This is a genomic window from Providencia sp. AGC89, from assembly GCF_053543535.1.
The window spans coordinates 130224-144989 of record NZ_JBIXLP010000046.1; the positions used below are offsets into that span (position 1 = coordinate 130224).

Annotated in this window: 17 protein-coding genes; 5 read left to right on the forward strand and 12 right to left on the reverse strand. The window is 38.3% G+C overall.

Annotation, left to right across the window (positions count from 1 at the left end):
• Positions 1-15: 15 nt before the first annotated feature.
• Positions 16-1269 (reverse strand): bifunctional glucose-1-phosphatase/inositol phosphatase, encoded by a 1254-nt coding sequence (agp, locus tag ACIPUA_RS07985; protein WP_042847990.1) that lies wholly within the window; start codon positions 1267-1269, stop codon positions 16-18.
• Positions 1270-1492: 223 nt separating this feature from the next.
• On the opposite strand from agp, the gene ACIPUA_RS07990 reads away from it, so the two are divergent.
• The gene (locus ACIPUA_RS07990) at positions 1493-1939 is read left to right on the forward strand and encodes a GNAT family N-acetyltransferase (protein ID WP_042847992.1); all 447 of its coding nucleotides are present in this window, start codon (positions 1493-1495) and stop codon (positions 1937-1939) included.
• A 2-nt stretch (positions 1940-1941) separates the two neighbouring features.
• A complete protein-coding gene (locus ACIPUA_RS07995; RefSeq protein ID WP_080750926.1) occupies positions 1942-2487 on the forward strand; it encodes a GNAT family N-acetyltransferase in 546 nt (181 codons plus the stop codon).
• On the opposite strand, the gene ACIPUA_RS08000 is transcribed toward ACIPUA_RS07995, so the two are convergent.
• The 6 genes from ACIPUA_RS08000 to ACIPUA_RS08025 form a co-directional block, all read right to left on the reverse strand.
• Entirely contained in the window at positions 2488-2946 is a 459-nt protein-coding gene (locus tag ACIPUA_RS08000; RefSeq protein ID WP_042847995.1) for a YbaK/EbsC family protein, read from the reverse strand.
• Between the two features lie 197 nt (positions 2947-3143).
• Positions 3144-3800, reverse strand: a complete 657-nt coding sequence (gene fdnI, locus ACIPUA_RS08005) for a formate dehydrogenase-N subunit gamma (protein WP_042848077.1) — start codon at positions 3798-3800, stop codon at positions 3144-3146.
• Positions 3793-4680 carry a formate dehydrogenase subunit beta gene (fdxH, locus tag ACIPUA_RS08010; RefSeq protein ID WP_164975524.1) on the reverse strand — a complete coding sequence of 296 codons (888 nt, stop codon included), beginning with the start codon at positions 4678-4680 and terminating at the stop codon, positions 3793-3795. The genes fdnI and fdxH overlap by 8 nt, the downstream gene beginning before the upstream one ends.
• An 11-nt stretch (positions 4681-4691) precedes the next feature.
• A complete protein-coding gene (fdnG, locus tag ACIPUA_RS08015; RefSeq protein WP_181469191.1) occupies positions 4692-7739 on the reverse strand; it encodes a formate dehydrogenase-N subunit alpha in 3048 nt (1015 codons plus the stop codon).
• Between the two features lie 740 nt (positions 7740-8479).
• A complete protein-coding gene (locus ACIPUA_RS08020) occupies positions 8480-8803 on the reverse strand; it encodes a YnfA family protein (RefSeq protein ID WP_042848004.1) in 324 nt (107 codons plus the stop codon).
• A 76-nt stretch (positions 8804-8879) separates the two neighbouring features.
• On the reverse strand, positions 8880-9146 hold the full coding sequence (locus ACIPUA_RS08025) for a DUF2798 domain-containing protein (protein WP_042848005.1): 267 nt from the start codon (positions 9144-9146) through the stop codon (positions 8880-8882).
• A gap of 231 nt (positions 9147-9377) precedes the next feature.
• Between ACIPUA_RS08025 and ACIPUA_RS08030 the strand changes: the two genes are divergently transcribed.
• Positions 9378-9914, forward strand: a complete 537-nt coding sequence (locus ACIPUA_RS08030) for a dihydrofolate reductase family protein (protein WP_042848007.1) — start codon at positions 9378-9380, stop codon at positions 9912-9914.
• Complete coding sequence (locus tag ACIPUA_RS08035; protein WP_052219432.1) at positions 9911-10492, forward strand: TetR/AcrR family transcriptional regulator; 582 nt, start codon at positions 9911-9913, stop codon at positions 10490-10492. Before ACIPUA_RS08030 ends, ACIPUA_RS08035 begins: the two co-directional genes overlap by 4 nt.
• 8 nt (positions 10493-10500) lie before the next feature.
• Here ACIPUA_RS08035 and ACIPUA_RS08040 read toward each other — a convergent pair whose 3' ends face one another.
• Together ACIPUA_RS08040 and ACIPUA_RS08045 are read right to left on the reverse strand one after the other, a co-directional pair.
• Positions 10501-10791, reverse strand: coding sequence for a putative quinol monooxygenase (locus tag ACIPUA_RS08040; protein WP_042848009.1), 291 nt, complete (start codon positions 10789-10791; stop codon positions 10501-10503).
• A 201-nt stretch (positions 10792-10992) separates the two neighbouring features.
• A complete protein-coding gene (locus ACIPUA_RS08045) occupies positions 10993-11559 on the reverse strand; it encodes an NAD(P)H-dependent oxidoreductase (protein ID WP_449059536.1) in 567 nt (188 codons plus the stop codon).
• Positions 11560-11731: 172 nt separating this feature from the next.
• On the opposite strand from ACIPUA_RS08045, the gene ACIPUA_RS08050 reads away from it, so the two are divergent.
• The gene (locus ACIPUA_RS08050; protein ID WP_208292081.1) at positions 11732-12172 is read left to right on the forward strand and encodes a hypothetical protein; all 441 of its coding nucleotides are present in this window, start codon (positions 11732-11734) and stop codon (positions 12170-12172) included.
• A 67-nt stretch (positions 12173-12239) separates the two neighbouring features.
• Here the strand turns inward: ACIPUA_RS08050 and ACIPUA_RS08055 are convergent, their stop codons facing one another.
• The 3 genes from ACIPUA_RS08055 to ACIPUA_RS08065 form a co-directional block, all read right to left on the reverse strand.
• Positions 12240-12668, reverse strand: a complete 429-nt coding sequence (locus ACIPUA_RS08055; RefSeq protein ID WP_042848014.1) for a TOBE domain-containing protein — start codon at positions 12666-12668, stop codon at positions 12240-12242.
• Between the two features lie 91 nt (positions 12669-12759).
• A complete protein-coding gene (locus ACIPUA_RS08060) occupies positions 12760-13278 on the reverse strand; it encodes a hypothetical protein (RefSeq protein ID WP_048606642.1) in 519 nt (172 codons plus the stop codon).
• Between the two features lie 690 nt (positions 13279-13968).
• Complete coding sequence (locus ACIPUA_RS08065) at positions 13969-14751, reverse strand: SDR family NAD(P)-dependent oxidoreductase (RefSeq protein WP_129466692.1); 783 nt, start codon at positions 14749-14751, stop codon at positions 13969-13971.
• Positions 14752-14766: the final 15 nt, after the last annotated feature.

Sequence of the window (14766 nt, forward strand, 5' to 3'; positions counted from 1 at the left end):
ATAGCAATTAACCCATTATTGCTCTAGTGCCATTGCCATGACTTTTTGGAAGTCTTCCCATGAGCAATATCCATTTTTATCAATAGGGCAACCTTTTAGCTCCAACGTGACATGTTGTGGTGGTGTTTGCAGAGACAAGTAAGCATTATCTCTCAGTTGATCAGCCGTTTGATAAACATATTCTACTTTCATAAAATCTTTATTAGCCTGTTTATCAGTCCAACGCTGAAAGACTAATTTCCCACCAATCGGCGTATGTTCATACTGCTGAGGTAATTGATAAGGTTTAAAATCCATCGCTGACATCAACGACGCAATATTTGAATCGTGTCCGACTAAGAAAATAAATTTTGCAGTTTCGCCCTTATCAACTGACACAAAACCTTTATCAATGTAATTTAATATTGGGTGTGCAACATTCTTAGCAATCAATTTTGGTGTAAACAGCGTCTCTTGATAAGCATTTTTTAATGTGTTTAATTTTTGCCATTTTTCTGGCGAATTGACCATGCCCCAAGCGACTTCATCAGCAGGGAAACCTTCATAATATTGCAGGTCGATAGCATCTACAGCTGAATTGGCCATTTTTAATGGACCGCTAACCCCTGGCTCTTTATTTTCTTCAATAATAAAACTATTTTTCTGGCTATTTAAATTACATAATTTATCCGTTTTACATTTCTGGGAATCTTTAATGTTCAAAACGGTATCAAGCTCTTCATAGCCGGCTTTCAGCGATAAACCATTCAAATAATCATCCATTGCTGAGAGTGCTTTTTGTTTGAACTCTGGGCTTCCGTTGGTAATAATAGGGTTAAATACGGGGTCCATTTTACCAATTTCAGGTTGGTGGTGGATATTCACTTTACAACCGGGGAAAGCACCCGCAGCGAAAAATTGAGCTGTCGCTATGGTTCTTTGTAGGCTGTTAGTATAAAGGTAAATATCCTCACTGCTGGTTGGGCATAGCTCATCCGCTAATAATTTGTTTTGGTCTATCCATTCCCGAAAATAATGCCCCATATACACTTCTAAAGCCCCACCTTTGGTGGTGAGATAACCACTATGTGCATCCCAAGCAGGCCATTTTTTATCGGTAATCTCAGTAAGAACGCCTGTGTTAACAATTGGTGTTCGTAAGTTATGGCGACTAAGCACTAAAACTTGGTCTAAAACCATATCAGTTTGGTTGTCTGTATTGGCTAGCGCTGGCGCGATAGGTGTGAATAATGCGGCAGATAAACAGAATGTTAGCAATTTATATTTCATTAAATATACCCCTAAGATCCAATCAAAAAATGAAAAAGTACCCTATAAAAAAGTCAGACGCCCAGACTTCACGCCCAATATTACGACTCATCTAATAATGAATTAGTTAGCTTTTTTTTCTGCGATAAATATCTCAAAAACAACCTTAACCAAAATTAAAAAGGTCATTGACATACCATATTGGATAATTAAGATCACCCCATAAATATAAGGAGTAAATATAATGATAGTCCAAACCGCCACACGTGCACACGATAATGAAATTATTCGTGTTTGGGAGTCATCTGTTAGAGCCACACATCACTTTTTACCCGAAGAAAAAATTGCTGAATTAAAAGTGGCAATTAAAGACATTTACTTACCTAATTTAGCTGTATTTGTCACATTTGATGACCTAGGCAATATGATTGGTTTTCTGGGCTGTGATGAGCATCGTCTCGAAATGCTGTTTATTTCGCCAGAAAACAGAGGCCAAGGTACGGGGAAAAAGCTACTGCAATATGCAATTGACACTCTGGGTATTACAGAGCTAGACGTTAACGAACAAAACCCTCAAGCCATTGGTTTTTATCAGCATATGGGTTTTACACAATATGCTCGTTCTGAATTAGATGGAGAAGGAAACCCATATCCTATTCTACATATGCGCCTTAACCCTGTGGCACAATAACCATGAAAATTATTGAGTTAGAAACCCCTCGCTTACTCCTAAGAATGTGGCAAGAAAAAGATAAACTGCCATTTACACTGATGAACAGCCACCCAGAGGTGATGCGTTATTTCCCTTCAGTGCTAAGCGAGCAGCAAAGTACCGAAATGCTGGCCACAATCATCGATAAGTTTTCCCAACAAGGGGGCTGGGGGTTATGGGCTGTTGAATTGAAGTCTACCAATGAATTCATTGGGTTTATTGGTTTAAACACCCCGGCTAAAACATTGCCTTTTTCTCCCTGTATTGAGATAGGTTGGCGTTTATTACCTGAATTCTGGCATCAAGGCTTGGCAACTGAAGGGGCAAAAGCGGTGATCCAATTAGCTTTCGAACAATTACAGATTGCCGAACTAGTTGCATTTACTGCGGTACCTAATACACCATCAGAATTGGTAATGAAAAGACTAGGCATGATAAAACAACCAAATAATTTTTATCACCCAGCCTTACCTGATGGCCATTGGCTACAAGAACATGTACTTTACCGCATAACAGCTCACGATTGATTACTGGCAAATATCAACCCATGATGCTTTGACAAGTTCTAACAGACGAGTTGGTGAAATACGTATAGCACTATTCACTGACCCTGCAGCGGGTAGCACTTCGCTATATTGTTGTAGTGAAATATCACAGTAAATAACTAGGTCTCGGGGCAAGCCAAACGGGCAAACACCGCCAACCGGATGGCTTGTGGAGTCTACAACCTCATCCGCTCGTAACATTCTCGCTTTTGCCCCCAATACTTGTTTTACTTTTTGGTTATCAAGCCGCGCTTCCCCTGCACACACGACTAAAACGACCTCATTTTTAAGTTTAAGTGACAGTGTTTTTGCGATTTGGTTTGCTTCAACATTATGTACTATTGCCGCTTGTTGCACTGTTGCTGTTGGGGTGTCAGTTTCTATAATGTCAATATCGGGGGCATGTTGCGCTAAAAATGCCCTAACAGATTGTATACTCATATATTTTCTCGTTATCATTGGTGGCAAGTCACTTTGTCATATGACGATTTTTACCTTACTAAAATTTTGCCATCTTGCAACCTAATGGTTTTACATGAATTTAATTTTAACTATAAATAACATGGTAAAACCAATAAAAAAGCCACCACAATGTATAAACAAAGTGGTGGCTTGATGTGACTTAATCTAACAATAAATTACTTTTTGCCTTCAGCTTCAGCTTTGGCTTCTTTCGCCTCAACATCACGATACCAGCGAGGGTGGTGTTTTCTCGCCCAGCGACGGCTAACCTTACCTTCTATCATGCCATTAATTGAGCCTTTCACCCAAAATGCCATATACATATGGATTAGAATCGCGTGGATTAGAATAATAGCGGAAAGTGCGTGGATCAAAATACTCCAACGAACCATCCACATAGGAAATAGATGAGCAAAATAAGGACGCCACATGATAATCCCAGTGATCAGTAGTACGAAAATCATACTCATGATACTCCAGAACATCATTTTTTGCCCCGCATTATACTTACCTACATCCGCCACCTCATGTTCATTACCTTTGAGAACTTCAACAATATTTTTAATCCATGGAAGGTCTTTCTTATCCGGAATATTGTGTTTCACAAAACGAACAAACATGAACATCAATACGACGAATATCAGTACACCAAAGAATGGGTGTAAAATTCTTCCCATTTGTGGAGTACCAAAGGTTTCCGTCAACCATTTCAGTGTTGGGAAAAATAAGGCGATACCAGACAAAGCAACCAAAAAGAAGCTGATGACAACAGTCCAGTGACAGGCGCGGTCAATAAACTTTGTCCGCACAATCATTTTGCTTTTTTTACTCATGGTCATCTTTCTCCTCATCATCACTCACTTCTTTGTTCGGTCCAATTCCCACATAGTGGAAAATTAACCCTGCAAAGGTGGCTATAAAGCCCGCAACAGAAAGTGGTTTCAAGACGCTCTGCCACAGATTGATTGGAGTATCAATTTGTGGGTCTTTCGGTAAGTCATGATAAAGTTGCGGTTTATCAGCATGATGAAGAACATAAACAACGTGAGTTCCCCCCACGCCTTCAGGATCGTAAATCCCCGCTTGCGCATATCCTCGATTTTTTAATTTCGTGACACGCTCTTCGCCGTATTCCAGCATTTCCCTCTTCGTACCAAAGCGAATAGCACCTGTTGGGCAAGTTTTCACACAAGCGGGTTCTTGACCGACAGAAACTCTATCAACACATAAAGTACATTTATACACACGATTATCTTTAGGATTTAAGCGTGGTACATTAAAAGGACAACCCGCAATACAATAGCCACAACCAATACAGTGCTCCGATTGGAAATCAACAATCCCATTTGAATACTGAATGATCGCTCCCGCAGATGGGCACGATTTTAGGCAACCCGGGTCTGCACAGTGCATACAACCATCTTTACGGATTAGCCATTCTAGCTTACCGTTTTCGCTTGTTTCACTAAAACGCATCACCGTCCACGATTTTGCACTAAGATCGGTTGGGTTATCATAAACCCCAACGCAATGCCCGACTTCATCGCGAATATCATTCCATTCAGAACATGCCACCTGACAAGCTTTACAGCCTATACAGGATGACACATCAATGAGCTTACAAACTTCAAATTTATCGTCACGCGCCTGTGGTGGAGGCGTAATACTATTGGTCGCGGAACGCTTAATAATGTCTTGAGATTGCATGGACATAGTTCCCTCCCTTACGCCTTCTCAATGTTAACTAAAAACGCTTTATACTCAGGTGTTTGAGAGTTAGCGTCCCCCACAGATGGCGTCAACGTATTGGTGATAAAACCTTTTTGCGTAGCCCCTTCAAAACCCCAGTGAATAGGTAACCCAACGGTTTCAATTGGTTTACCGTCCACCATCAGGGTTTGTAATCTCGGCGTTACCACCGCAACGGCTTTGATAAAACCACGTTTACTACTGACTTTGACCTTATCGCCTAACGCAATTCCTTTGGCTTTCGCTAATGTTTCGCTGATTTCAACAAATTGCTCTGGCTGAGCAATCGCATTCAAGCGAGCATGCTTAGTCCATGTGTGGAAGTGCTCTGTTAAACGATAAGTGGTGCCGACATAAGGAAAATCTTTGTGGTCGCCAAGACGTTTTTTGTCCTCATCAAAGATCCGTGCCGCAGGGTTAGAAACCACATTCGGGTGTAATGGGTTAGTACCAAGAGGCGTTTCAAAAGGCTCATAGTGCTCAGGGAATGGCCCTTCTGCCATCTTATCGATAGCAAATAAACGCCCTAACCCTTCTGGTTGCATAATGAATGGACCTGTTCCGACTTCTGGTGCAGATGCATTAAAGTCAGGAATATCATTACCGACCCATTTTTTGCCATTCCATTCAATTAGCACACGGTCTTTATTCCACGGCTTACCTTTAGTATCACAAGATGCTCGGTTATAAATAACGCGACGATTCAACGGCCACGCCCATGCCCAACCTAATGTGTTACCAATGCCAGACGGGTCACTATTGTCGCGATTCGCCATCTGGTTGCCTTTTTCAGTCCAACTGCCCGTGTATATCCAGCAAGAAGATGCTGTTGTACCGTCAGCACGTAATAAGGCAAATGAGCTAAGAAGTTCACCTTTTTTCGCTTGTAAATTGCCGTCGGCATCGTACAGATCAGCCAGTGCAACTCCGTTATTTTCTTTTGCCACTTCTTCTGATTCAGGGTGGAATTGCTGTTTATAATTCCATTTCATCTGCATCAGAGGATCTTGGCCTTGACCGCCTTCTTTTTCATACAACTCACGAATTTTGTATAAAATTCCTGTCAAGATTTGGCCATCATTACGCGCTTCACCTGGAGCATCCGCTGCCTGCCAGTGCCATTGCAACCAACGACCAGAGTTCGCGATAGAGCCATCTTCTTCTGCAAAACACGTTGATGGTAGACGGAAAACTTCAGTTTGAATCGAAGCTGTATCGACATCATTCATTTCACCGTGGTTTTGCCAGAAATTAGCAGTTTCAGTGACTAACGGGTCGACAACAATCAAATATTTCAACTTACTGAGGCAGCTAACAACTTTGTTTTTATCTGGGAATGACGCTACAGGGTTAAATCCTTGACAAATATAACCCGTGACCTCATTACGGCTCATCATGTCAAAATACTTCATTACATCATAAGCTTGGTCCCATTTAGGTAACCAATCATAGCCCCATTGGTTATCAGCTTGTGCAGAATCACCATAGAAAGACTTCATTAAACTGACGAAGAATTTCGGGTAGTTACTCCAAAAGTTAACTTGATTTGGTAAGGTTGCTTTTGGTGTATTAGCAGACAGATAGCTATCAATATTCAGGTGTTTTTCTGAAGGCAACGTCAAATAGCCGGGCAGACTGGTCGATAATAACCCTAGATCAGTTAAACCTTGAATATTTGAGTGGCCACGTAAGGCATTAACACCACCGCCAGCAACCCCCATGTTACCAAGTAGTAACTGGATCATTGCCATGGTACGAATATTTTGCGCACCAACCGTATGTTGTGTCCAACCTAAGGCGTATAAGAAAGTTCCTGCTTTATCTGAAGCACTCGTGGTTGCTAAGATTTCACAGACTTTTAAGAAATCAGCCTTTGATGTACCACAAATTTGCTCAACAATTTCAGGTGTATAGCGTGACACGTGCTTGTGAAGCAGATTCCACACACAACGAGGGTCTTGTAATGTGTCATCGCGTAACGCATGACCATTTTCATCAAATTTGTAGTTCCAGCTGGTTTTATCATAACTACGTGTATCTGCGTTATAGCCACTAAAGAGGCCATCATCAAAGTCAAAATCATCTCGAACAATTAATGACGCATTAGTATAGTTTTGAACGTATTCAGCGTTTATTTTGTTATTTTCAATCAGGTACAACAAGACGCCCGATAAGAATGTAATATCGGTACCCGAACGAATCGGAACATAATGGTCTGCCACTGATGCCGTACGCGTAAAACGCGGGTCGACCACAATCAGTGTTGCATTGTTATTATTTTTCGCTTCAATTGCCCAGCGGAACCCAACAGGGTGTGCTTCCGCAGCGTTACCGCCCATTACGACGACAACATCGGCATTTTTGATATCAACCCAGTGGTTGGTCATCGCACCGCGACCAAATGTTGGAGCAAGACTTGCTACCGTTGGTCCGTGTCAGACACGTGCTTGGTTATCAACCGCCAGCATACCTAGCGATCTCGCGAATTTTTGGGTCAACATTCCTGTTTCGTTACTTGCAGCAGATGCACAAAGCATCCCTGTTGATAACCAACGGTTTACGGTTGTTCCCTCAGCGTTTTTCTCAATGAAATTTGCATCGCGGTCATCTTTCATTAAACGGGCAATACGTGTGAAAGCATCATCCCAGCTAATGCGTTGCCATTTATCAGAGCCTGGTGCTCTATATTCAGGATAACGTAAACGATTTTCGCTCTGGATATAGTCAAGCAGGCCAGCCCCTTTAGGGCATAAAGCACCACGGTTTACAGGGTGGTCGGAGTCACCTTCCACATGGAATATCGCGGACTTAGCATTCATGGCACCATCGCCCATGCTATATATTAGTAATCCACAACCGACAGAACAGTAAGTACAAGTGTTACGCGTCTCTTTAGAGCGTAGTAATTTATATTCACGTACATTAGCTATTGCCATTCCAGGCATAAAACCTAACGCAGCTACAGTTGTACCTGCCATCCCGCCAGCGCAGATTTTAAAAAACTTTCTGCGACTAACGTTCATTGCTAACCTCTTTATATTTTTTGTATAAATCGGTGAGAGAATAGCAGCCTAATATGATTAGATATTGCCTAAAATCAATGAAAGTGAAAATAAAAGTTTAATTAATATTAACTGAGTAGTTAAACATCAATTACAAATACTACCAATAGAGTAATTATTGTTAAATTGACTTAGATCAAATGTTACTTTTTGAAATATTTTAGTTAAATACATTTCATTGGCATTTTAAAAAATACAAATAAAAATAGAAGAAAATTAATTCAGGAAATACATCACAGCTGTTCAAAAATCAAATTTATTTAATTTCATGAAAAATAAAATATCACCATATAAAACTGGTGGAAAAAACATTGACAAAAATAAGCATGAATCATTTAACATGCTTTAAAATCAATTAATTACAAAAAACCCTCAAGCTTAGTCTAGCTTTTTACAAAACCAATATTTAATTGTTCTAATATGAAACAATAATGATAAAAAATACCGAACATCACCACAGATACTTAAATAATAATAATAAACAAAAAAATAACCGTCTTATAAATAAGCCACCAGATAAAAATAAAACTCAGTTTTACGACAACCTTATCTGTATTTTTGAGGTAACAGCACTAGGCTATCTATGGTTCTTGCAGGCTTATAGTTTAAATATGGAAAAAGTGAATTCATTGAGAACTCACTTGCGAAATAATAATGACGTTCTTTTGGGATATTACTTTATCTAAATAATAATCTGTTTTTTACTCCCAGCCACTAATAATGATACCAGCGCCAACAAGCACAACGAAAGCCCCAACCCAGTCAGTTACCGAAAGTGCGACCCCATCGACAACTTTTAGCCATACTAACGCTGTGACAATATATATCCCACCGTAAGATGCATAAATTCGGCCACTGGCTTCTGGATGTAATGTCAATAACCAGACAAATAGCATCAAACTTAAGGCTGTAGGGATTAATAGCCAAGGCCCTCCCTGTTTTTTCATCCAGAGATAAGGGAAATAACAGCCTGCAATTTCAGCTAGTGCAGTGATAAAAAACAAACCAATAATTTTTATCGACATAAGACCCCATTCAAAATTAGCGCTACTGATTTCCCTTCTATAATAGCAACTGACTGTATGAAAAAAACACATGCTTTTAGGAGGATTTAACTAACATTAATGAGATTCGTCTCGCGATAGGTAATACAAAGAACACCGTTGGAAAGGCAATCATCCAAGAAATCCCCCAAGAGCTAACCCAAGATGGGAAAACTTCCGAAGTAAAACCTAGCGCTCTAACAGTACTAATAAGGGAAACGATCCCACTCATTACAAGGGATAAAAAGAAAGGAACTAGAAAGATCATCGCACGAGCAGGTAATTTGGGAATACCTAATACATAATTACGACTTTGATTTGGCATAAAAAACTTCAAGGTTACTGGCACACATAAGCATATAACTATTCGTGTGACCAAAAGTTATATGCGTTGGTTAACGTAAACGCTTACGAGTCTAATGACCAATCTCCGCTATTTTATAAGCAGCAAAAATTTTGTCAATTTAGCCCATCCCCTAAAAAGCATTTTACCCACTAGACTTGCACCATAGAACCAATTATTATACACCGTATAATTAATTAATGGGAAACAAATATGATTACGGGGCATGTATTTATTGCCACTAGTTTAGATGGCTACATCGCACGTAAAGATGGGCAAATAGATTGGCTTGGGTGCATTGATACTTCTAATGAGGATCATGGCTATGACCAATTTATCAATCAAATAGATGCAATTGTGATGGGAAGCGGCACCTTCGAAACACTAAGTCATATCACACCTTGGGTTTACAATCTTCCGGTTGTCGTACTTTCTTCTACATTAACCAACCAAGCCGTGCCTGAACATTTAGTGGGGAAAGTTCGTTTTAGTGATCAATCCCCTGAAAATGTGATGAAAATGCTGGAATTAGAAGGATGCCAACACGTCTATATCGATGGAGGGCAAGTGGTTCAATCATTTTTAAAAAGGGGTATGATTAGCGACCTAATTATAACTAAACTCCCCATTCTACTTGGGAGCGGGCGCCCATTATTTGGAGACCTCAATCACGATATTTTACTCAACCACCTGCATACACGCAGTTTCCCTTCCGGCTTTGTGCAATCTAAATATGAGGTTTTAAAGTGAAAGATAAAAAGCCTGGCCGCCCGCCAGCTAACCAGCAAACTATCTCTTTAGAGTTGATAGTGACTAAAGCTATTGAAATGTTAGATGATAATAAGGTTGATAACCTATCTATGCGCATGCTGGCCAAAAAGATAAACGTCAACCCGATGGCGCTCTATCATTACTTTTCAGATAAAGATGCCTTAATACAAGCTATTGCCAATAGGCTTTATCAAGATATTCAATTGCCTGACTTGCCTGACCTTTACCAACAAATCGAGTCGCTATTACTGCATTACAGGCAAAAAGTGACCCTTTATCCGCAAATCACCTTAGCTATTTTCAGTTCCCCAAATGCTTTTCCAGAACAAGCCAAAAGGATCACCGAAATACTCACCCAACAATTAATGAAACTTGGTTTATCTCAAATAGAAGCAACGAAATGGGGGCATATCCTAATAGATTATACTCATGGAGAAGCGCTATCAGTATCCCCTAAAAATCAAGCTCCCTCATTCACACCTGAAGCCATCCACACTGCTGAACTTAGTTACAGTGAGACTATTAAAATGTTACTTTTCAAGATAAATAGCAAATAATAGTGCTCCTAGGCAATTTTACTCATCAATTTCACATCTAACAGTTCGACCCTATCTTTTACCTGACTAATGAACTCGTTAAAGTGCGGTGTATTATTATGCTTATCAACGGCTTTTTGACTCTGCCATACCTCAAAGAAAACAAATGTATTAGAGTTGTCATGAAGCTGATGCAATTCATATTGAAGGCAACCTTCTTCCTGATGGCTCGACTTAACAATTGACTCTGCCGCGGCTCTAACATAAGCAACTTCGTTTTCTTTTGCTATTACCGTTGCAATGATCCTAACTTCAGACATAAAACCGCCCTATCATGAATGATAAAGTAATTAATTTATCACATAATTTCATTATTTATTCTTAAAGATAAACAATTACAAATAAAACAAAATTATATTTTATTTTATTACAGAATTTGCGTAACCTTAAAACATAACGTGATAATAGACTTAATCACGTTATATAGAATTAAAGTATAAATAAATTTAATATTAAAACAATTAAACTTCGTTCAATACTGTATTTATAAACGCCATGCGGTGTTCATTTCCTCCCTGAGTTATATAGTCACAATTCATCCATTTACTATTTTTTAAACCTACCGCTGTCATACAATGAAAAATAGCATCACTAACAGGGTCTCCCTCTTTAATAATAAATTTTGTGGCTTCTTCTGATGTCGTGACAACAGTAGTTTTGGGGATGTCTAGCAAAGGTAATAATTTTTTCTGCTGTTCGTTATAATACCAAGCAAAACCGTTAAGCATTACTTTATCAAAAAAGCCTTTTAAAATTGCAGGCATTCCCATCCACCAAACAGGAAATATGACAATAACTTGTGAGCTATTTTTCAACATTTCTTGGTATTTTCCAACTAAAGGATCAATATAGTTACCGGTGGAATAAAGTGCGAGCTCTTCTTCTGTTAACACAGGGTTAAACTTATCTCTATGCAGGTCAATTACCTGATAATCTTTCTTTTTTTCGGTTAACCCTTTCGTTATATTATCAAGTAAAAACTGGCAGAAGCTCCCTTTCCAAGGGTGTGCATATATAATTGTCACCATAAAATCTATCCTTTTATTAAAATATCAATATCTAATTTTTTATTATAACTTACTGTTAATTGGCTAAAATGACTAAGCTCAAATATATTATCTAGAATATTTAAATGTTTTTACAGTTTGAAATAATCGGTGTAGCATAACTAGACATACAGTATTCACTGGGGGTTTCATAATGAATGCGGTTCAATTAGAAATTACGCCTCAAGAAACCAATCTCTCTTTTCTATCCAATAAAATTACCTTACCTATTGGTAGCGACAGTATTAATGGGTTTAAATTTCAACACTCACCAATAACACCTTATGAAGCAGAAATAGCCATTGAATTAATTGAAAACACGGTCATTCCTGCTAGAAAGCAACTCTCTATAAATAACCCTGTTCTGATTAATAGAGATAATAAACTAAAGGCCATTTGGCAACACACTGGTAATACAGAATATTTTTTAACTACCCAGCAGATTGAAAGTGCATTTAACGAGTTGGTTAATGTCATCAATGGTAGCCCTATTAACTCAACAACTTTACCAACAGACACCTCGTTTACTGCTTTCTTAATCATTATAAGGGAACTGACACATCACTGGGAATTAGATGGCATTTACCTTAAATAAAAAAGGCGGTAAATATCATTTCTATTTACCCCCTTAATCATCTTTTGATAAATAGTTTATCAAACACTTATTTTTTCGTTGCAAGAATAATACTTGATGCTTTAATAATAGCAGTCACAGGGCTATTCACCATTAACCCCATCTCAGAGGTACTATTGTTTGTCACCACCGCAGATAACAAAGTACCTGCTTTTGTTCTTAAATTGACCACTGAATTCACACTGCCCTTTTCAATAGACTCGACACTGCCATTAAATTGGTTACGAGCAGAGAAATTATATTCATTCTCATCAGAAACAAGGACGACCCAAGGCGCTTTAATAACCGCAATTACAGGTTTCCCTTTTTCTAGACCTAGCTGTGCGGTACTATTTTTAGTAATAACCGCAGTAATGCTTTCCCCACTCGCTAAATCCAAAATAATTTCATCATTGACAGCACCAACACCAATAGATGCAACAACACCTGAAAGTTGGTTTCTTGCCGAAATAGTCATTATATATCCCCTATGAAAATGGCTGCTTTATACTCTATTCAATCTGTATGTTAATACAAATTAAACAATCATGTTCATGCCTTAATCACACTTAACCATTAACAACAGGGTCATTTTTATCATATTCAGGGGAGGAATCATGGTCATCATGCTGAGGTCGATTTTTTATTTCTATATATTTTTTTTCACAATCGGTTAAAAATTGCAGCGAATCCGTTTTCCCTGTTTTCTGATCAATTAAAAATAAACTAATTGTTTTTTGTTTTGGGGAGAAGATCTCAATAATTTTCCCGCTATCGTGGTAATAATCACCTTTATTAACAATGACTTTAAAATCTTTAACGGTCTTTATTTGCTGTTGTTGTTGGCTTTTTTCCAGTTTATAGCCTGCATATTCACCGGCTTCAAAATCACGAATATTGAATGCGCCATTGTAAGAAAACACTTTAACTGTCGGAGCCGCAGTCGGAAAAGCAAAAAAACCATTTCTATCTCTAGAAATCTGATTAATCGATTGGTCAATATTACATTCGTAAACTAACGTTGAATTAGAAGTCTGACAGCCTGATAACACAACTAAAGCCGTGAGCAAAATTCCTACTCTTTTCATATCATCCCTTATTTCTTCAATGTGTATAATTTAGCTCAGTATAAACATTATTATCCTTAAGCTAAACATTCATATTGTAAGAATATACTGCTGAGATAAATCAAGCTCACTTTAATAGACAATTGTTCAATTGTTCAGCTGTTTGATTAACCAGTAATTTATTAATGGAAAACTCAGTTACTTACGTCATTGAGCTAAAATCCAGCGGTGTTACATCAATATGATCAGAGCAGATAGCATCAACACCCTACTGTAATAATTCAGTTCACGTACAAGGGTCGGCCCGGTTTAAATTCCCTGCCCCCCACAACCATTAGTTGTTCACTCAAGAGTATCATCATGTAGAAGCACCATCACCTACGTTTTAACTTCAAATTAGTTAACACATTGAATTAACACCACCAAGATGTGCAACAATAGTTGGGTAAAACCAATTATTTATCAATATGCCCATATTTACTATTAAAAAAACAATATAGATAATACTCATGATAGTATTACCAAATTATACTGGCTTAAATGGCACAAGGTAGCAGCCAATTAGCTAATTCAAAATCTCTATTTTCAAGTAATTAGGCCATTTCGAAAATAGCTATATTCTGTGAATACCTCATGCCACAATCGGGGATTATCCACCATTAATACCCATATAATGATTATTATCTTGTTTAAGGATTCATACTCATAATCCTATAACTTTTGGTTAGATTTGCTGTTATTGGCATAAGGCATCCTATTATCAAGTAATTTAAAACTGAAACTGTCTCTATCAACATAACCAATAACATTTTCTGAATCATATAATTGCATAAAAAAATCAGCTAACTCATTGCTTGAATGATAAGTCCCAAAAACTTGGTCATAATCATAATGTGCTAGATTATTGGCGACTTTGCCGAATTCTGTTTTTGTTGCGGCTGGTGCTAATAACTTGACTTTTAATTGTGCTCCCGCGTTTAATAATTCATGGGCAAGCCCTTCTGTAAAAGCGCTAACAAAAAATTTTGAGCCACAATACGTCACCGCAGTTGGTACGATAGTATATCCTCCAGCTGAACTAACATTAATGAGCTGCTTATTTTCTAAATTATGGTTATCACGGACATACATCAATGAAAGCATTGCTAATGTATTAATGTTTAAATTTAATAACGTATTTACATCTTCAAGTGATTGTTTGGCAGCTTCACCATAATAACCAATACCCGCATTATTTACCCATACATCAATGTCAAACGGGCTTAACTCGCCATAGAGTAAACTCGCATTTTCAACACTCGATAAATCACATATTTTTGTGACTATATCAATGTTTGGGTGTAACGTTTTTAGTTCCGTTTTTAACTCTTCAAGCAAAAATCCCCGCCTCGCTATTGCAATAATATTAAAGCCTCGTTTAGCAAATGCGAGTGCTATAGCTCGCCCTATTCCGGAGCTAGCTCCTGTAATAACAGCATAATGGTGATTTTTCATAATGACCTCTCATTT

Bases quoted from the DNA above. Each gene is read 5' to 3' on its own strand.
- ACIPUA_RS08065 (WP_129466692.1), bottom strand. From the start codon at position 14,751: ATGAAAAATCACCATTATGCTGTTATTACAGGAGCTAGCTCCGGAATA.
- ACIPUA_RS08055 (WP_042848014.1), bottom strand. From the start codon at position 12,668: ATGACTATTTCGGCAAGAAACCAACTTTCAGGTGTTGTTGCATCTATT.
- ACIPUA_RS08040 (WP_042848009.1), bottom strand. From the start codon at position 10,791: ATGTCTGAAGTTAGGATCATTGCAACGGTAATAGCAAAAGAAAACGAA.
- ACIPUA_RS08060 (WP_048606642.1), bottom strand. From the start codon at position 13,278: ATGAAAAGAGTAGGAATTTTGCTCACGGCTTTAGTTGTGTTATCAGGC.
- ACIPUA_RS07995 (WP_080750926.1), top strand. From the start codon at position 1,942: ATGAAAATTATTGAGTTAGAAACCCCTCGCTTACTCCTAAGAATGTGG.
- fdnI (WP_042848077.1), bottom strand. From the start codon at position 3,800: ATGAGTAAAAAAAGCAAAATGATTGTGCGGACAAAGTTTATTGACCGC.
- ACIPUA_RS08020 (WP_042848004.1), bottom strand. From the start codon at position 8,803: ATGTCGATAAAAATTATTGGTTTGTTTTTTATCACTGCACTAGCTGAA.
- ACIPUA_RS08025 (WP_042848005.1), bottom strand. From the start codon at position 9,146: ATGCCAAATCAAAGTCGTAATTATGTATTAGGTATTCCCAAATTACCT.
- fdxH (WP_164975524.1), bottom strand. From the start codon at position 4,680: ATGTCCATGCAATCTCAAGACATTATTAAGCGTTCCGCGACCAATAGT.
- ACIPUA_RS07990 (WP_042847992.1), top strand. From the start codon at position 1,493: ATGATAGTCCAAACCGCCACACGTGCACACGATAATGAAATTATTCGT.
- ACIPUA_RS08030 (WP_042848007.1), top strand. From the start codon at position 9,378: ATGATTACGGGGCATGTATTTATTGCCACTAGTTTAGATGGCTACATC.
- ACIPUA_RS08045 (WP_449059536.1), bottom strand. From the start codon at position 11,559: ATGGTGACAATTATATATGCACACCCTTGGAAAGGGAGCTTCTGCCAG.
- ACIPUA_RS08000 (WP_042847995.1), bottom strand. From the start codon at position 2,946: ATGAGTATACAATCTGTTAGGGCATTTTTAGCGCAACATGCCCCCGAT.
- ACIPUA_RS08050 (WP_208292081.1), top strand. From the start codon at position 11,732: ATGAATGCGGTTCAATTAGAAATTACGCCTCAAGAAACCAATCTCTCT.
- agp (WP_042847990.1), bottom strand. From the start codon at position 1,269: ATGAAATATAAATTGCTAACATTCTGTTTATCTGCCGCATTATTCACA.